This is a genomic window from Paenibacillus xylanilyticus, from assembly GCF_009664365.1.
Classification (GTDB): Bacteria; Bacillota; Bacilli; order Paenibacillales; family Paenibacillaceae; genus Paenibacillus; species Paenibacillus xylanilyticus_A.
In genome coordinates, this window is sequence record NZ_CP044310.1 from 2,738,107 (window position 1) to 2,756,791 (window position 18,685).

General features: G+C 45.5%; 17 protein-coding genes. 11 read left to right on the forward strand and 6 right to left on the reverse strand.

Annotated elements, in window-relative coordinates:
* Nucleotides 1–56: 56 nt before the first annotated feature.
* The 3 genes from F4V51_RS12400 to F4V51_RS12410 form a co-directional block, all read right to left on the reverse strand.
* Nucleotides 57–656 (reverse strand): response regulator transcription factor, encoded by a 600-nt coding sequence (locus F4V51_RS12400; protein ID WP_153978182.1) that lies wholly within the window; start codon nt 654–656, stop codon nt 57–59.
* Between the two features lie 2 nt (nt 657–658).
* Nucleotides 659–1,801, reverse strand: coding sequence for a sensor histidine kinase (locus F4V51_RS12405; RefSeq protein ID WP_153978183.1), 1,143 nt, complete (start codon nt 1,799–1,801; stop codon nt 659–661).
* A gap of 99 nt (nt 1,802–1,900) precedes the next feature.
* Nucleotides 1,901–2,959: a Delta(5) desaturase DesA gene (locus F4V51_RS12410; protein ID WP_153978184.1), complete on the reverse strand. Its 1,059-nt coding sequence runs from the start codon at nt 2,957–2,959 to the stop codon at nt 1,901–1,903.
* A 375-nt stretch (nt 2,960–3,334) separates the two neighbouring features.
* Between F4V51_RS12410 and F4V51_RS12415 the strand changes: the two genes are divergently transcribed.
* Nucleotides 3,335–4,174: a YitT family protein gene (locus F4V51_RS12415; protein WP_095358422.1), complete on the forward strand. Its 840-nt coding sequence runs from the start codon at nt 3,335–3,337 to the stop codon at nt 4,172–4,174.
* A gap of 653 nt (nt 4,175–4,827) precedes the next feature.
* Entirely contained in the window at nt 4,828–6,264 is a 1,437-nt protein-coding gene (locus tag F4V51_RS12420) for a hypothetical protein (RefSeq protein WP_153978185.1), read from the forward strand.
* A gap of 104 nt (nt 6,265–6,368) precedes the next feature.
* Here the strand turns inward: F4V51_RS12420 and F4V51_RS12425 are convergent, their stop codons facing one another.
* Entirely contained in the window at nt 6,369–6,953 is a 585-nt protein-coding gene (locus tag F4V51_RS12425; RefSeq protein ID WP_153978186.1) for a P-loop nucleotide/nucleoside kinase family protein, read from the reverse strand.
* Nucleotides 6,954–7,108: 155 nt separating this feature from the next.
* Here F4V51_RS12425 and F4V51_RS12430 point away from each other — a divergent pair, with 155 nt between their 5' ends.
* Both F4V51_RS12430 and F4V51_RS12435 read left to right on the forward strand, forming a co-directional pair.
* Entirely contained in the window at nt 7,109–7,444 is a 336-nt protein-coding gene (locus F4V51_RS12430) for a PadR family transcriptional regulator (protein ID WP_127536073.1), read from the forward strand.
* On the forward strand, nt 7,441–8,778 hold the full coding sequence (locus F4V51_RS12435) for an FtsW/RodA/SpoVE family cell cycle protein (protein ID WP_153978187.1): 1,338 nt from the start codon (nt 7,441–7,443) through the stop codon (nt 8,776–8,778). The genes F4V51_RS12430 and F4V51_RS12435 overlap by 4 nt, the downstream gene beginning before the upstream one ends.
* A 46-nt stretch (nt 8,779–8,824) precedes the next feature.
* Here the strand turns inward: F4V51_RS12435 and F4V51_RS12440 are convergent, their stop codons facing one another.
* Nucleotides 8,825–10,546: an ABC transporter substrate-binding protein gene (locus F4V51_RS12440; protein ID WP_153978188.1), complete on the reverse strand. Its 1,722-nt coding sequence runs from the start codon at nt 10,544–10,546 to the stop codon at nt 8,825–8,827.
* 136 nt (nt 10,547–10,682) lie between these two features.
* Here F4V51_RS12440 and F4V51_RS12445 point away from each other — a divergent pair, with 136 nt between their 5' ends.
* The 3 genes from F4V51_RS12445 (at nt 10,683) to yidC (ending at nt 13,539) form a co-directional block, all read left to right on the forward strand.
* Entirely contained in the window at nt 10,683–12,308 is a 1,626-nt protein-coding gene (locus F4V51_RS12445; protein ID WP_162009929.1) for a DUF4153 domain-containing protein, read from the forward strand.
* Between the two features lie 92 nt (nt 12,309–12,400).
* Nucleotides 12,401–12,751: a hypothetical protein gene (locus F4V51_RS12450; protein WP_193721771.1), complete on the forward strand. Its 351-nt coding sequence runs from the start codon at nt 12,401–12,403 to the stop codon at nt 12,749–12,751.
* Nucleotides 12,688–13,539: a membrane protein insertase YidC gene (gene yidC, locus F4V51_RS12455; RefSeq protein ID WP_153978190.1), complete on the forward strand. Its 852-nt coding sequence runs from the start codon at nt 12,688–12,690 to the stop codon at nt 13,537–13,539. The genes F4V51_RS12450 and yidC overlap by 64 nt, the downstream gene beginning before the upstream one ends.
* A 125-nt stretch (nt 13,540–13,664) precedes the next feature.
* Here the strand turns inward: yidC and F4V51_RS12460 are convergent, their stop codons facing one another.
* Nucleotides 13,665–14,771 (reverse strand): helix-turn-helix transcriptional regulator, encoded by a 1,107-nt coding sequence (locus F4V51_RS12460; RefSeq protein WP_153978191.1) that lies wholly within the window; start codon nt 14,769–14,771, stop codon nt 13,665–13,667.
* A gap of 129 nt (nt 14,772–14,900) precedes the next feature.
* On the opposite strand from F4V51_RS12460, the gene F4V51_RS12465 reads away from it, so the two are divergent.
* From F4V51_RS12465 to F4V51_RS12480, 4 genes are all read left to right on the forward strand, one after another.
* A complete protein-coding gene (locus tag F4V51_RS12465; protein WP_153978192.1) occupies nt 14,901–15,611 on the forward strand; it encodes a class I SAM-dependent methyltransferase in 711 nt (236 codons plus the stop codon).
* Nucleotides 15,595–16,692: a saccharopine dehydrogenase family protein gene (locus tag F4V51_RS12470; RefSeq protein ID WP_153978193.1), complete on the forward strand. Its 1,098-nt coding sequence runs from the start codon at nt 15,595–15,597 to the stop codon at nt 16,690–16,692. The genes F4V51_RS12465 and F4V51_RS12470 overlap by 17 nt, the downstream gene beginning before the upstream one ends.
* Before the next feature lie 225 nt (nt 16,693–16,917).
* Nucleotides 16,918–17,211 carry a hypothetical protein gene (locus tag F4V51_RS12475; RefSeq protein WP_153978194.1) on the forward strand — a complete coding sequence of 98 codons (294 nt, stop codon included), beginning with the start codon at nt 16,918–16,920 and terminating at the stop codon, nt 17,209–17,211.
* Between the two features lie 77 nt (nt 17,212–17,288).
* The gene (locus tag F4V51_RS12480) at nt 17,289–18,581 is read left to right on the forward strand and encodes an amidohydrolase (RefSeq protein ID WP_153978195.1); all 1,293 of its coding nucleotides are present in this window, start codon (nt 17,289–17,291) and stop codon (nt 18,579–18,581) included.
* Nucleotides 18,582–18,685 lie beyond the last annotated feature (104 nt).

Here is an 18,685-nt window from a genome sequence, read left to right on the forward strand (position 1 = left end):
AGTGAAAGCTCCTGACCAAGCTATTATTTGTGTCGTAATGGGTTGAAGCGGTACTTTCATTTGAACCAGCCCTTCTCCTTGGAACGGGTGATGGCTTCAATCCGATTGCTTGCATTTAATTTGTTCAAAATGATGGAGATATAGTTGCGGACGGTACCGGTTGTAATAAAGAGGTGTTTGGCAATTTCCTTCGTGTTCTTACCATCAGCCATGAGGCCGAGAACGGCATTCTCTCGCTCCGTAAGCGGATTTTCCTCTACATAGGCCTCGTCCACCAGATCAGGGGCGAAGATCCGGCGTCCGTTCATGACCTGGCGAATGGCTTCAGCCAATTCCTCGATCGGACTATCCTTTAACAGGTAACCTCTTACCCCACCTTTTAGTGCACGTTCGAAATACCCTGTGCGAGCAAAGGTCGTTAAGATAATAACCTTGCAGTTCATTCCTTTCAGTTCCTCTGCTGCTTCCAGACCACTTTTGATAGGCATTTCAATATCCATAAGGCATATATCCGGTGTATGCTCCTGGACGAGTTCAAGCGCCTCCTGCCCATTGCTTGCTCGGCCAACCACTTCCATGTCTTCTTCCAGATTAAGCAGGGAGGAGAGGGCACCCAGCATCATGCGTTGGTCTTCGGCGATGACGATTCTGATCATGTTTATTCCTCCTTGATTGGTTTGCGAACCAGCTTCGGTACCTGAATCATAAGCTGCGTTCCGTCTATATTTGTTCCCGAGCGAATATCCAGACAACCATTAACAAATTCCAGTCGTTCCTTCATGCCAAGAATTCCTGTACCGCGGCGTTCCTTGTTATTACTGTGTTCCATGCCAATTCCGTTGTCATGAACAGTCAATATGTTATCGGAAGGTGTTTCTTTCAGGCTGATGGTACATAGGGTTGCCTGGCTATGCTTGACCACATTTGTAACGGCCTCTTTCAGACACATCCCCATCACATTTTCGTTAAGCTGAGAGGTGTCCTGCAGCTTGGGGTTGCCATCCAGCTTGAACTCGATTGCAGCAGCCTTCAGGATCTGCTCGGCACGGTACAATTCATCAACCAGCTGTGTTCCGCGCATGGTCGTAACCATTTCCCGAACTTCCTTGAGTGCTGTGCTTGCCGTTTGACGCAAGTCGTTTAGCTCCATCTCGGCTTGCTCGGGATTGACACGAAGCAGGCGTTTCGCCAGATCGGTTTTGAGGCCGATCAAAGAGAGTTTCTGTCCAAGGGTATCGTGCAGATCACGAGCGATTCGCTGGCGTTCTTCCATTTTGACCAGATCATCCAGTCGTTTGTTGGCATTCTCCAGCTGTCCCTCCAACTGCTCCCGTTTGTTTTTGTTATAGGTGCTTACCGGAAGAAGAATGGATGCCATCAGACTGATGAATACAAAAGGGAATTGACTAAGCAGCCGGGAGCTCTGAATGATAAACCCGTAATTTATGGTCAGAAAACTGGCCGCCAAATTGACCGTATAGAGCGTAATGAAGCCAGCTTTATTTTTAATATTTCCAATGAAAAAAGCAAGAAACAGCGAGAAATACGCATAATCATAGGCGATTGTCATGGTAATCGAAATGGCAATCAGAAAACCGATCCACATATATACCTGCCAGCCCTTGGTGATGAAGGCGAGTAAATAACAGACAAAGAAGACTAGAATGATCACAATTCCTGTCACTAGAGTCCATAGTTTTGAGTATTGCGAAATATAATAGAAGGGCAGGATGAAAAAGACGAGCCACACGTACGGATTCAATCCTGTATTTTTATAAAAGAGCTGCATCCACTTTTGAATGAAAATTCTCCTCCTTGCACGACTTTGCGCTGTATTCCAACTTTAGCCTGACTGTAGCATGACTTCAGCCTGAATACAAGAAAACGAATCCGACAGAGTTTAAGGCTTCTCTGTCAGACCCGCTTGATTGGTTACGCGTATAGGTGGCTGAGTATAAGGTTTGCGATATGCCGATTTGATTTCCTTGAAGCTTATAAATCGTTTGGATTCCTCATCCCACAGACGGAAGCGAAGGGCTGCGAGACTGGAACGAAGGGTAATGGTCGTTGCCTTTTGCAACGGTGGCGTCGCATTATGTGCCTCTTCCAGGTAATAGTTCGGTACACGCGGACTCAGGTGATGCACATGGTGGAATCCGATATTACCGCTGATCCATTGCAGCAGCTTCGGCAGCTTGTAGTATGAACTGCCTTCCACAGCAGCCTTGACGTAACTCCATTCATCCTCATGTTCGAAGTAGGTGTCTTCAAACTGATGCTGAACGTAGAACAGCCAGATGCCGAAGAAGCCGGAGAAGAAAAAGACAGGTGCCTGCACCATAACAAAGGCCTGCCATCCGACCAACCAGGACATGAATGCATAAAGTGCAACGATCAATACCGTAGTCAGATGTGTGTTGATGCGTTCTTTGCGACGAGCAGCCTTGCGGTTAAAACGATATGCAAGCAGGAATACATAGATTGGACCGAGGCCAAACATAACAAACGGATTACGATAGATGCGATACCACAGCCGTCCCCAAGGGGATGCTGCCTTGTATTCTTCAACTGTCATGACCCAGATATCGCCGACTCCGCGTTTGTCGAGATTGCTGCTGGTGGCATGGTGGATGGAATGCTCCGCTTTCCATTGTTGGTAGGGAGTAAGGGTCAAGACGCCCGTAATGGTACCCAGAATGTCATTGGCGCGTTTGTTTTTGAAAAAGGAACCGTGACAGCAGTCATGAAAAATAATAAAGGTTCGAAGTACAAATCCGGATGCGACCAAGGCAATCGGGAAGGTTAGCCAATACGAAACGGATAAGCTGTAATAAGCGGCGGCCCACAATAAGAAGAGTGGAAGGATCGTATTTATAATTTGTCGGATACTTAATCGTAGATCGTTTTTCTCGTAAGGGGTAACTTCTTTTTTCAGTGCCATCTCTTTTGCTCTGCTCATGAATGATAGTCCTCCTTCAGTCGTTATAACCAAGCACGGCTATAACCCGGCGTTTCCCAAATGTGTCTTGGAGGGAAGCGTTTTTATCATTGTAAAAGAATCCATTTCATCCGGTAAGTCATAAACGTCAGCCATCTGTAATGATGAATATCAAGGATGACACATGACATTTGTCATGGTTCGAATCTAGTTCGAGCTCCGGATTCAGCTGCCCAGAAGGCAATTAACCGAATCCTTTGCACATTTCGTGCAACAATTTGTATTATGTATACAAATTTTGCTGGTGACATGGTAGAATCTATCATTGTGAGTGCACATGACAACTTATGAGCCTGATGGATAGGTTGATTTCTGAAGGATTGGAAGGAATACATGATGAAGAAACGAATAACGGATATTTTATTTATTATGGCGGGGGCATTTTTATTTGCCCTGGCAGTGAATCTGTTCGTCATTCCAAATGATCTTGCTGAGGGTGGCGTAACGGGGATCACCATTATTTTGTATTATCTGTTCGAATGGTCACCAGGTTTAATGAACTTGATTCTGAACGGGATTTTGTTAATTGTGGGTTACCGGTTTCTGGACAAGACCACAACGGTATACACCATTATTGCAGTGGTATTCAATTCCTTGTTCTTGCATCTGACCGAGAGCTGGACAATCGATTCGCATGAGCTGTGGATCAATACGATTTTTGGGGGACTATTTGCTGGTCTCGGGATTGGTTTGATTGTGAGAGTTGGCGGCACAACCGCAGGAACCGTCATCTTGGCGAGACTCGCCAATAAGTATCTGGATTGGAACATCAGCTATGGACTTCTGTTTTTTGATCTGATCGTGGCGTTCTCCTCTTTCTTCATTATCGGGGCACAGGGACTCATGTGTACGATTGTCATGCTGTTTGTTGGAACCAAAACGATGGAGTTTATTATCGAAGGGCTGAATCCAAAAAAGGCGGTTACCATCATCTCGACAAAGCAGGATGCGATTGCGAAGCAGGTCATCGAGAAAATGGATCGCGGTGTAACGGTTCTGTCGGGCCATGGTTACTATACGAAAACACCGAAAGAAATTCTCTATATTGTCATTAGCAAACAGGAAGTTCCCATGTTGAAGAAAATTGTACGTGCTGAGGATGAGATCGCGTTTATCACGATTCACGATGTTCGCGACGTGTTCGGTGAAGGATTTATCGAACTATCCAAAACCTAATATATAAGGAAGTAAAACCGGAGGCATCATGCCCCCGGTTTTTTTGGTACTAAGAAAGCCCTTCTCCATCGAGAAGGGCTGAAGATTATTATTAATGATGATTTCTTTTTTTGATTACACCATATTTAACAGTAACATGACAGTGCTTTTTAACCTTGGTGGGAACATATTTGATTTTAGTTACACAAGTTTTGGTGATCTTTTTGTAATAACATTTCGTTACGGGTGGATGACATCTATGCTTCTTTCTGTTCATTGCGACCCCTCCTGACTAGTGATAGTTCATTCTATGTAAGGGTCATCATTTCGGAAACATATAAACGTCTAAAATAGAAACATTAGACTTTTTGGAAGGCTAGATTTATTTTTTTAGTTATTTTACCAAGTGAGTTAGATCACACTCAGGAGATATATAGAAATATAAAATAAATATGGGATAATATTCTATATATTGCTAAGCAAGAAAAGATGTATTGAAATAGAAACATATCATTTCCATAAAAGGAGAGATTGCTATAACAAAACGCCCTCTGGTTAGTACATTATTTATATTTTTTATATTAATCGTATTGTTATGGGGGAATTTTGTATCGAGACACCATGTAAAAGAGTTAACTTTTGAGAGTATAGATTCGATTGCTACATTTGGATTTGTGTCTAAGACTAGCACTGAAAACGCTGAGTATTACTTTAACACCACTAACGATTCTCATAACAAAGCATTTGTAAATCAAACGGAAATTATTATCCGAAATATGCAGGATTATCTGGATATTCCCCGTAAGGAGAAAACAATTCAAATTTATCTCAATAGAGATGGTGAAGTCCCCTTTAATAATAGTTTGACCCGTATAGTTGTGTCTGAAGACCGGGAAAATTCTCAAGGTGCAATCGTAAGTTATTTGAGTGATTATAAACTTCCTGCTTGGTTATGTGTTGGATTGGAATTATATTGGCAAGATGATAGGGAAGAGGGTGAGTCCCCTGAGCTATTCGTAGGAAGCATCCGTAAATGGATTGAGACAGCAAAATCTTGGGAATATCCAGATTTCGGGGATGCATGGTTTATCCCGAATTATCTCGAAGAAGAAATTGTAGGAGAAGCACAACAGATTGCCCTAATGTTTATTCAATATCTGGATCAAGAGAAACAGTTAGAATCTGTTGTAGATATATTTTTGAAGGATCGAAATGAAGACTTAAATCTATTAGGACAATACTGGAGTGAATTTATCGAAACTCCTAACACTGCTATGGATACAAGTTATCGTTATATATTCTCATATGAAGAGATTTGGTTTGAAGTTCATACAGGTAAAGTCAACGCGAGATATAAGAAAGAAGACTGGAATCATCGACAGGTGGTTGAGTATCAAAACTATTTGAATCAAGGTGTTCGTTATGTAGAAAATTGGATGAATTACACATTGAATTATCCGCTGACGTTTACAATCTATCCACATAAAAATGCTTATAAGCCTAATTATGGTGGCCTCACATACCAATCAGGAGATGATTACGCAATTGAGTTGTATCAGGTCTTCGAAGTTCCACCTTACAGAGCAGTACATGAGACTGTTCACGCAATAACTTTTCAAATGGGGATGTTTTCGGATTTCTATCCTTTAACAGAAGGGCTTGCTGAAGCTTTAATGTATGAATTTGAGGCAGAGAAACGGCTTTATGTTTACAACAAGTCTAAAGAGGATCTCATTTTCGCATATGAAAGAAGAAACGAAAATGCCCTACTCTATAACGTAATTCAAAATTATGAAAAATACTCTGGACAATCATATCAACCATCTAACCCCATAGATTTAATAGCAGTGATGCACGTGTGGGCTAATATGGCCTCTAGGAAAGGATGGGAAAATCCATTGGACTCTCTCAAATATAAAGCAGTAGATCCAGATTACAACGAAGATCTGAATGATTATAACAAAGCAGCTTCATTCGTCCATTATTTAATTCAAACCTATGGAAAAGAAAAATTTATGGTGATTTACACCGATATGACAAAAGTTAAAGAAACATACAATGTTGGTTTGGATAGTTTAATACAAGAATGGAAAAATTTTTTGAACGATTAGCCTCAATTATGTATGGGGTTAGGGGGATTGGAAAGGAACCCGTTGGGAACCAACCAATCCTTTTTTGTCTATTTACTTGGTGGAATAGAATAATGATCTCAATACTACCCGTACATGTGTCTCTCAACTTCGGCTAGAGCCACATTCACATCTTCCTCTGAATTATCGATATAAACGACGGACGAAGCAGGCAGCGGCCAGGCCACTTGCTTGCGGGCAAGGGAAGCGGTGAAGGTATCCCAGTTAGCCAGCTTGTATTCATCAAGAGGAGATTGTCTTGCCACAATCCGCTTGTGATACAACTCTTCGTTTGCCAAATAAATGTACGCTACGCGGACATCCGTATCTTCCAATGAACGCCCGATTCGGCCGAGCTCTTGCTCAATCCAATTCGTTGTTTCGGTTTCTTTGGTAAACGGTCCGACAACCACGGTATCGATTCCTAATTGAACGTTATCCAGTGCCGCATCCATTGTAATGCGATATCCCAGATCACGACATAAGCGTTTGTATTCAGGTGAATCCCGGTCAGATGGATCCAGTCCCTGAAGCGTCATGATTGCCTCGGCTGCCGGGCGGAGCAGGATATCCATATCGAAGAAGGCCGCCTTATATTTGCGGGAAAGGGCTTTGGCCAGGGTCGTTTTGCCGCTGCCGGCACCGCCGAGAAAGAAAATCAGTTTACTCATGAGAGTCACCCTCCTTAATAGAGTTATTTTATCACAAAGCAGATCGAAACGATGGATAGACAGAAAAGGAAGAATAAGGTAGTATAATACCTAGATTTACTATACATAGGTTTCCGATGTAATTAATTGAATGACAGGGAAGGAGGAGAATTCATATGAATGTAAACAAACAAATGATTAAAGGAAGTACTGAAACTCTAATTTTGACGTTATTGCACAATCAGCCCCTTTACGGTTATGAATTAATCAAGGAACTTCATCGACAATCGGAAGGTGTATTTAATTTGAAAGAAGGCACATTATATCCCATCCTCCATGCCATGGAGATTGAAGGTTGGGTGGAATCCTATTGGATGGAGGTAGATGGCCGAAAACGTAAATACTATTCCATTCGAGACAAAGGTGTGGAGGCATTGCAGCACAAAAAGACGGAGTGGCTTTTATTCAGACGTGCTGTGGATCGTGTACTTGGGGAGGGAGGCTTAACATGACAGATCAGCATGATAAGATTAAACGTTATCTGGACGAGATGTGCAGTCAAGTCAAAGCTCGTGAAGTACATACTGATCTGCGTGATGAATTGGGAAACCACATAAGAGAAATGATGCTGGACAAGGAACAGGAGGGTTTAACTCAGGAAGAGGCTGCCGCGTATGCCATAGAGCAAATGGGTGATCCCTCTGCAGTAGGAAAGAGCATGCACAAGCTACACAGTCATCGGGTGCATTGGGGGCTGATCATCGGATTGATCAGTTTAGCCATCGTTAGCCTGTTTCTGATGTGGATTTTTACAAGCAATGTCACAAATACAATGTACCAATCCATGTATAACAATCATGTGGTATACACTATCATAGGCATTATACTTATGTCTTTCTTTATGTTCTTTGATTATCGCAGATGGAAAAGATCTGCTTGGTGGATCTATGTCCTGCTTAATACCATATTGTGGATCAATCTGATGATATCTCCTAGCTTATTTGGGACTACCAGATTCATGACCGGATATGGATTTGTATTAGATCTGACCACAGCTGCAATGTGGGTATTACCACTTGCCATTGGTGCTATTTTGATGGATAAGCTTCGTTTCAATTTTGGTGTGCAAACCATCTTATCCTATATAGCGATGGTGGCGTTACCGGCAGCTCTGTTGTTTCAAATATCGGATTGGGTACGCCTTGTGATGTTCGGGATTATTTCACTAGTATTATTTGGTTGGATCACGCGTAAATGGCTCTATACAGTCATAGCAACAGTTATAACTGCATGTATCGGATTTTTGTTGTTGCTCACAACGGATTCTTACAATCGTTTGGATAGATTCTCGGTTGTGTTCAATCTTGATGATGACCCAATGGGAAATGGCTACTACAACCATTCCATCATGGGCATCCTTCAATCAGCCGGATGGTGGGGTAATGGACTCGATACACCATTTGACAGGTTTAAAACCAGTTATTTTGATTACCCAGGTGTACTGCTCATCGATGTGTTTGGCTGGGCAGGGGGAATAGGGCTATTGGTGGCTATCATCTGGTTTGTTGCAAGTATGGTGAAGACGCTTCCTCGCATTCGGGATGACTTTGGTCGGATGATTATCGTCATGATTACGTCCATGTTTGCACTGCAAATGGTTTATTCGCTGGCAATGACCACGGGTAGAGTTCCGATTTTAAGTGTGGTCTTTCCTTTTATAGGATACGGCAACCATCTCATCTTTGATTATGCCATGATGGGATTGCTACTTGGAGTGTATCGCCGCAAAGACACCGTTTCACTTAAGAACAATAAAAGCCGACCAACGACGACACCAATACAATGAGCAGATCTATTATCATGCAGACATTAATAAAATGGTAACTTGCCTTTCAATCTTCTATCACTGTACTTCCAGATGGAAACCAGATATGGCGCAAGTTGACCCAGCCCTGACTATTAAACGAAAGCCCGCGCACGGAAGGCAAGTAGGCGGTTTCCACAGGTTTCTCAGATAAATGGAACATCAGATGATGATCCAGCAAAAATTGTTCAATCCGGTCAAGGCCTGCAGTTCGTTCTGTCATTAATGGTGACTCGATAACGGTTTGCAGCATCATCTGCACACGCCATTGTGAGGATTCATCCAGATGCTCCGACAGGGTTAGATAGAGGTCAGTCCTGCGCAATTCTTCATCCTGGTCCCGGATCAGGGAGAATAGAATGAGATCGGACTCCAGCCGCAATGGCCCTTTGAATTGTTCCATCGTTGCCGTATGAATCTTGCAAGTATATCCGCATTGTTCAAGTTTGGTTGCGATGACAGCAGCATCCTTGCGATATTGTGGAATGGTAGCCAGCTGTAAAGGAATTGACTGATCCTTGACCAAGGGATTATCAGAGGATTGAATCAAGCCAGAGATACATTCATATAGATGATTTCGTACAGCCGGATCGCTTAGCGGTCCGGTTTTTTGCGTGTTACAAGTGAGCAGCTTGTTCACCATGACACCTGCACTAATCTGTGTCCAGTCCGCACCCTTAGCGGCAGCTGGATTCGGAACAAGGTGGAAGAAAGGCGTTTCCGCTTCGGCATGTTCTCCCCATTCGGTCTCGGCACTCCAGGGAATCTGCAGAATATCCACCCGGTCCAGATGGGCTCTTCCTTGAAAGTAGGCCGGGAATGCTTCCAGTCTGCACAGGTGTTCATCCCATAACGTCACCTTGAAGGGGCCTGTTCCTACAGGCTTTTGCATGGATGTGGATTCAGCTGACTTGTCATCATCAGGCTTCAGGGTGCTGTCCGAAGGGACTATGACTGCACGGCTTGTGGCTAAAAAGGACAGGAATAATTCATGCGGTGCTTTGAGGCGGAAAACTACGGTGAGCGAGTTCAGGGCTTCGACAGACAGAATCTGTCTGCTCACATCCCGATACAATGTCCGTCGCTCGGTAGCCTGCAGCCTGGCAAACGTATGTACTACATCTCCTGCAGTCAATCGTCCTCCATGGTGAAACAAGACACCTTTTCGCAAATGAAAAAGCCAGGTTTTCCGATCTGGGCTAACGTCCCAAGTGTGGGCAAGACATGGAACGATGTCCCCTTGCTCATTACGCTGAATCAGCCCATCAAACACATGACTGGTGACAAAGGACTCGGCAAGCAGATTAATATACAGCGGATCAAGAGCATGAAGCTGCTGCTGCAGGGGCAGTCTCAAGGTATCAATTCGTTCGTTATGCTCACCTGCTTCCGTATGATGGCCTGAGTAACCGAGCAGCCAGTGGTTTAAATGCTCCCGCATCATGGTTGAGGTGGAGAAGGCGCGCACCTGTTCAGCGGCTTGATGCAATTCCCGGCGATTGAGGGCTTGCATCATATATTCCGCTGCGATCTGTTCGGCAGGTACGAGCAGCGTGAGTGTTGACCTGCGACCTCGGCCACGCTGGGAGATCCAGCGAATCCAATCGCAGGCCGCCATTTTTTTGACAATGGTAAGCGTATTTCGATGTGTGCAATCGAGCAGTTCTGCGAGCTCGGAGAGTGTAGCTTCATGCTCGGACATATCACCAAAGCGGTTATGAAGCAGCAAATATTGTTGATGCAGTTTCACGATATCAAGCCTCCTCGGGAAAAGAGCTGTTGTGGCAACCGGACTAAAATAAGAAATTTTATCTCCTATAATTTCTCTTTATCTTCTTATTTTATCATCTAGAATAAAGTCTAGAAAGATAATGGAGGTTTTTCCCATGATTCAGAAAATACTGGATTCACCGAATCGCGCTTTGATTACGCTGTTGTCTGCCTTGATTCTGGCGGTTGTTCATCAGTATTTGTTTTATGGAAGAGAGCCAGGCGTATCGTATCTGATCTTTGTGCTTCTCTTTTATGCATTTATGTATGTATTTGCGAAGGATCGATTTCGGACTTTAACCCTGATTGACGTATGGATGGCTGCAGTCGTACTCATGCTCGCGCTAACCTTTTTACTTTTTGACAATGAACTGCTGCGCGTTCTCAATTTACTGTTCGTCCCCGGTTTGATTATTCTACATATGACTTATTTAGCAGGACGTAAGCGGAAGCAGTGGTGGGATCTCCGAATCATCGGTACCTCCCTGGATCATTTGCTGCCACAATCGATTCGCCACTGGGGGACCATCGGGGGCATTGTGGTAAAAGCAGGGGGACGTGGAATGGAGAAGTCTCAGAGAGCAGTTCTGGTCAAAGTTCTTATTGGACTGGCCGCATCCTTCCCGATCCTGATTGTGGTGGTTGCATTGCTGACTTCCGCAGATGGTGTATTCAATCAATATTTGTCCGGTTTTCCGGAATGGTTGAACCATCTGACTCTAACACCTGGATTTCCGAGAATGATCTGGATTATCATAGGAGGCATTTTACTCTTTAGTTATGTATGGGGATTCGTTCAACCTATGGAGTACGAAGCCGAGAAGAGGGAGAACGCCCATTGGAAAAATGAAGCCTTGTTATCACCTGCAGCAGTGAAGGACTCCGATCATGTCCATGCAGGCCAGCAGAATACGGAAACCGAATCGAGCAAGACGGGTGAAGCCAAAACCCATGTGCAAGCCATCCGTACCGGCAGGGAGACAGTGAAGCTGGATCCCATCATCGTGGGTACCATGCTGTTCGTTATAAACTGTGTGTATGTGCTGTTTGTTTTTGTACAATTTTCATACCTGTTTGGAGCAGGGAGTGGGCATCTTCCCTCTGACCTGTCATACGCAGAATATGCCCGCAGTGGCTTTGCCGAACTTGTGCTGGTCACCAGTATTAACTTTTTTATATTGATTGTTGCACTCCAATGTACTAGACCTAGCGGGAGAAGAGCTTCGATTATTCATCAGCTGCTTCTGCTTATTCTTGTGGGATGCACAGCCATCATGCTGTATTCTGCGTTTATGCGTCTTCATCTGTACGAACAGGCTTACGGGTACACGTATATTCGATTCCTGGTACATGCATTCATGATATTTCTGGCATTGCTGCTTCTCATCGCCGGTTTACGCATCCGATATACATCCATTCCGCTGCTTCGCTGGTACATTGTACTGTCAATTACAGCTTATATAGCCGTCAATTATGCGGGTATGGATAACCGAATCGCTGAGCTGAACGTGGAACGTTACCATAAGACAGGCAGCATTGATGCAGCTTATCTGGCGAATTTGTCAGCGGATGCAATTCCGCAGTTACGGAAGTTTGCGCAAGAGGAATTTCCGGCGCTGAAGGTTCATTTATTGGAGCGTGAAGCTTACATGAATGAGAGAGAAAACAGCAGTTCCTGGCCCTCTTATAACGTGGCAAGACATCGGGCTGCGAAGGAATTGTCCAAATTGAGAACGGATTAGCGAGGGATTATAACATCTGAGCCGTGAATTTATGCAAAACAGATATGTAAGTGTTATAATATAAAAATGAACCTATAAAGGGGGTGAATCCCTTGTTTGAACTTCAGGAGTTATTACCTTATTTATTCTCAATAGGGCTTATTTTCACCGTGAGCTATGCCTACATTGCCCATCTGCACTGTGGATTGACAGAGTACTGGATGGAAGGCGGAGGCGGAGACGGCGTTGAACCCGGACTCCCAACACTGACGCTGGATGGACAGCATAGACCTGAAGATTTAACCAGGATGATCAGACGTAGAGAAGCACCGGATGAAGATGAGCCAGATTGTACATCCTCGTTGGACACATGGAAACCCAATCAACGAGGAGGATATATATGGAACATAAGACAAGCAAGGGGTTCACTTTTACATCTGGCAAGGGACGGATCTATGGGCTGATTGCCATTTTATTTGCAGTCATGCTTTTGGCCGGATGCAGTAACAATGTATCGGAGATTAACGCTTCAACACCTGGATTCTTCAATCACTATATTGTATTTCCGCTGTCGTATCTGATTCAGCACATTGCAACCATCTTTGGTGGAAGTTACGGCGTCTCCATTATCGTGATTACTTTGGTCATTCGGCTTGCGCTGCTGCCTTTGATGATGCGGCAGGCGAAATCCCAGCAGGGGACCCGAGTGATCATGAATGCTATGAAGCCTGAGATGGATGCACTCAAGAAAAAATACGAGGGCAAGAATGACGCAGCAGATCGTCAGAAGCTCTCCCAAGAGACGATGGAGCTGTATAAAAAGTATAATTTTAATCCACTGAATATTGGCTGCTTGCCGATGCTGATTCAGCTGCCGATCCTGTCGGGGATATACACAGCGATTCGGCTAACGCCAGAGCTGTCTTCACATTCTTTTTTGTGGTTTAAACTCGGGGCACCCGATTATGTGCTTGCTGTTGTGGTTGCGGTGATCTACCTGATTCAGGCAAAAGTTTCACAGGCCAATATGGCACCTGAACAGCGAAAACAGTTTGCAATTATGGGGTACATTTCACCGCTGATGATGGCCTTTTTCTCTCTGACAGCACCCGCAGCCATGCCGCTCTATTGGACGGTTGGCGGTTCATTCCTTGTCCTTCAGACATTATTGTTCCGTAAACTGTATCCGGTGGAACATCCTCAGGAAACAGTAATCCTGCAGGAGAAGAAGATCAAACCAGCAAAATCCTAGGTATCACTTATCAACAAAGAACGCTATCAGAAGCGTATGATGGTAAGGTGTACTTAAGCGAATAGAACAAAAGAAGCGTAATCCTTAGATGGATTTACGCTTCTTTTTTTGTTCTCCGTCATTTCTTAAATGGCACGATCATCCTTAAGTTGGAATCGGGATACGAAATACCATATGAGCTCCCGGCGTGAGTATACGCTTGTCTTGGCGAAAATGGATTTTAAATGATCCTGGACTGTATACGCGGATATATTCATCGCTGCTGCGATTTCTTTGGAAGAGTAGCTCCGCAGCACATATCCGAGCAATTCCCGTTCACGCGCGGATAAACCGTGACTTTCCGCAAGCAGGGGCAGCAAATCCTGCGGCATGGCCTGTTCAAGTCTGACGGCGATCTGATCCGGACCAGTCATCTGCTGCATGCGGCTTGCGTGCAGCACAAGATATCGACCATCCATGAGCTGTATGCAGACTTTGGAAGGTGACTTTGCGGACAACTCCGAAGATACAGCCGATGACAGCGTCTGGCTCAACAAATGAGAACTAACTGCGCGTACCGGACGAGGCAGAATGTCCGGGCCTACTGACTCAAGCTGCTGCAATTGGGTTAGCCAATATTGTGCTGATTCATTGGATGACAATAACTGAAAAGTATCGGTTATCATTATAAGTCCCGGATCGGCTGGACTTCCTTGTTTGATCTCATCCATAAGTGACAGACTGGTCCTTTTCAACATCCTGGCTATGGAGGTGGTCCATTCTTGAATCCATTGCCCTTCCTCTTCCGAGAAGAAAGGCTGATCAGCCTTTCGATAGAGGGTGAGGTAACCCCAACACGTCTCGTCACAGATCAGGACGGCTCGAAGCTCATCCCCGAAACCAGCAGGCTGCAAGATCGAACGATATCGCAAACTTCGTTCGGGCATATCCTGGATCGATGCTTGTAGAAGTGCGGTGTGTTTGCTGCTGCGAATCAAGTTTGCATATTTATGTACATCATCTTCCGTATATTCGTTAATGAACAGCCGATCATGTATCGCTTCAATGCCGTCTTCCGTCACAGCACCAGTGGATAACAGGGTCTGTGGGTCCACTGTCGTAAAACAGTATGCATCAAAGGGGACAACGGCTTGGATTGCTTTCAGTACGGCTTCCCTATAGGTTCGGGAGGTCCAGGATCCTTTTTCGAGAGACGTTATGGATGTTCTGCCTTGCTCTAATGCTGACTTCATATCAGGAGTCTCCTCTCCCGCGGGGGATATCCCATTGTTCTGGGATTGTAGGCTCATCGTACTCTTTTATAATGAAATTAGACGAATCAGGAGTCAAGTCTAACTTCAACACAGAAGGAGTGTGGCACCATGAACGCAGATCACTCATCCCTGATGAGCTGGAAGACAGCAGATGAAAATCGTTATGAACAGTCTATTTCCCTGAAGATTCCGGGATATTCTCATATGCATGATCTGATGGAGAGGCTGCTGGCTGCATCGTTAACGGATAACAACGACTCTAAGATACTCATTGCCGGTGCCGGAGGAGGGAAAGAGATTACATTGCTGGCAGATAGACACCCAGGGTGGACGTTTACCGGCGTTGATCCTTCCGGGCCCATGCTTCAGTTAGCGAAGCGAAGGGTTGCTGAAGCAGGAGCAGATCCAAGAGTGAAACTGGAAGGCATAACTGTGGAAGAATTGCCACTGGATGAGTTATACGACGGGGCAACAAGCATGCTGATGCTGCATTTCCTTCGGGGCATGGAGGCAAAGAGGAAATTTATGAACAGCCTCGCTGAGAGGCTTAAATCCGGAGCACCACTGGTTCTTGCTGCTGTCAACGCTGACCTGAATTCACCTGCCTATAAGGTCATGATGAATGCATGGAGGGAGCACATGTTATGTGCGGGAGTAAAAGGGGGAGAATGGGATCGGTTTGCGGCATCCCTGGGAAGGGAGTCTGATCCGATCTCGTCCGAGCAGACCGTGGCGCTGCTCTCTGAATGTGGTTTTACTCATATTACACGCTATTTCGGAGCATTTTGGGTGGAGGGTTATTATGCAATTCGAATCTAATGTTAAGGCAAATAAAGACCAAATCTGGGTCGTAGGCGGTTATGGTCAAGTAGGACGAATGATATGCACCCAGCTCGGACAATTGTTCCCGGGTAAGGTGTGGGCGGCGGGAACTCGAATGAATCGAGCCGAGGAATTCAGTCGCTCTACAGGGGGGACTGTGAAGCCGCTGCAGCTGGATGTGAGGCAAGCCATCGATCCGGCCATGCTGGAATCCGTCAAGCTGGTTATCATGTGTGTGGACCAATCGGATACGCGGTTTGTGGAAGCATGCGCACAATCAGAAACAGATTATATGGATATCTCGGCCAAGGTGGATTTTCTTGCTCAAGTAGAAACATTACATAAGAAAATGCAGCGCCATAAGGCAACATCCATGCTGAGTGTGGGTCTGTCACCTGGCGTGACGAATCTGCTTGTACGTGAAGCGGCTGCTCAAATGGATCAGGTGGATGAAGCAGATATTACCGTTATGCTGGGACTCGGCGAGAAGCACGGAAAGGCAGCGGTGGAGTGGACGGTTGATCAGATGAATGCAACTTATACTGTGATGAAGGGTGGTAAGCCAACTGAGGTCCGAAGTTTCCAGGATGGGAAATGGATTGATTTTGGACCAAAGCTGGGACGCAGAATGGCATATCGGTTTAACTTCTCAGATCAACATGCGGTTGCCCACACGCTGCATATTCCAACCGTGTCTACTCGCCTATGCCTGGATTCCCGCTGGATTACAAGATCCATGGCGATTACAAAGAGAGCGGGGGTGTTCAGCTTGCTGCGTTACCCTTTCATTCGAAACGGAACCGTCAAGGCATTCGCTCTCATTCCCGGCGGAGAAGAGATGTTTGCAGTCAAGGTGGATGCAGCTGGATGGAAGCAGGGCAAGCCGGTTCGAGTTGAGCACCTGTTAGTGGGTGAGCGCGAAGCCGATGCGACGGCAGCAGTGGCTGCAGCCGTTGCGGAACGAATGTACCGGACTGAACTGCCCCACGGCGTCTTCCATATTGAACAATGTCTCACCCTGCAAGAGGTTCAGCATACGCTCCCATCTCCGCTGAACGTCGTGACCGTTATCAAGTGAGCATTCAGCATAATTCCCATAAGCGACATCCATCTTTTATATAAGAATAGGCAATGCTCTAATCCCCTAATCCCCTATGAAAATATCCCGGAATGAGTGGAAAAGAAAGATGCAAACTAAAACTACAGAACTCTCTTCTTGATCATAATTCAAGTTGATTATTTTGGCTCACCTCTCCAATCTGCTATGATGGAACCAGAATCACGACAAGAGCGGAGGGGGATCATGACCTGTATTGCAGTGCTGCCATACTATAAAGTCCAGAGGGAAGTGACAGGTCTCGCGCAAGAGATCAAGTCGAACGAACGATCCATGATCCTGTACTCGGACAAAATTGTAACGAAATATCGAGAGTTTCATATCAAGGATGTATTCGATATGTCCTTTCGAAGAATGGGCAATGAGGGGGGATTTTTCTACCTCCATACAAGCACCGGGGTGTATCCATACATGGTGAAAATTGATCCCAAACCATTCATTCAAAGTTATCGAAAGATCACGATACAGAAATATTCATGACTTGACCTTTACGTTACGTGAAGGCTTATCCTTTGGATCTGAGCTTTTTAATTGAATCCAGAGGAGCTGTGAAACGAATGGGCATATTGATTCAGCAAGCGATGATTCTATCGATGAAAGACGGAGAGGCCCCCTTCCTGGGGGATATTCGTATTGAAGGAGACCGGATTGCGGAGATCTCGCATCACCTTGCCGCCAATCCGGGTGACGACATTATGAACGGAAAAAACATGCTTGCCATGCCGGGGCTGATTAATGCACATCAGCATTCCCCGATGAGTTTGCTTCGGGGGTTCTCGGATGATCTGAAGTTAATGGACTGGCTGGACCGCAAAATGCTGCCTGCTGAAGCACAAATGACGCCGGAAGACATCTATTGGGGAGCCCAGTTGTCCATGGCCGAGATGATTCGATCAGGTACCACAGCCTATGCAGATATGTATATCCACATGAATGAGATCGCTGAAGCCGTAACCAAAACGGGCATGCGGGCATCTCTCACGCGCGGAATGGTATTCATGGAGGATGACGGAGGCCGTAGGATGCAGGAAGCCATTGATCTCGTTCATCGCTGGTCAGGCAAGGCGGATGGAAGAATTACAACGATGTACGGGCCGCACTCGCCATACACCTGTTCCATGGAACCGTTAATGGAAGTCATTGCCCTGGCTGAAAAGGAAGATATACCTCTTCATATTCATCTGGCCGAAACGAAGGAAGAAGTCGCGAAGATTAGTGATCGTTACGGAATGACCCCAACGCAATACCTTGAGGAAGCCGGTATGTTCGAGAACGCACATGTACTGCTTGCCCATGGCGTGCAGCTCAATCGCAGAGATATCAGCAGGCTGAAAGGCATGCGTGGAGGCATAGCCCACAATCCGGTCAGTAATCTGAAGCTGGGTTGCGGCATTGCTCCCATCACGGACATGATTGCACAGGAAATTCTTATTGGACTCGGAACAGATGGAGCCGGAAGTGCGACGACTGTCGATATGTTCGAAGAGATCAAAGCTGCAACATGGCTGCAAAAGCTTGATTACGGAGATCCGACTCGTTTGCCTGCAAGGCAAGTGCTGCAGATGGCGACTCGGGGCAGCGCGGGTCTGCTTAAGCTTGAGGAAGAGGTAGGTATGCTGGAGGCAGGGCGCAAGGCGGATCTGATTCTGATCGATCTGGAGAAGCCCCATCTTCAGCCTGTACATGAGGTGGAGTCACTACTTGCATACAGTGTAAATGGTGCGGACGTCGACACGACGATTGTAAACGGACAGGTTCTGATGAGAGGCAGAAAGCTCTTAACAATCGATGAGGATGAACTTTCACGTGAGGTGAAGGTTAGAGCGAAGCGGATTGTTGAGGGAATTTAATATTCTCTTACGTATGAGGGATAAGGAGGCCAGCTTGGGACCGAGGTTCTTGGCTGGCATTCTTGCATATACACGGAAGTGTAATGTTCGGGATTTCCATCTTT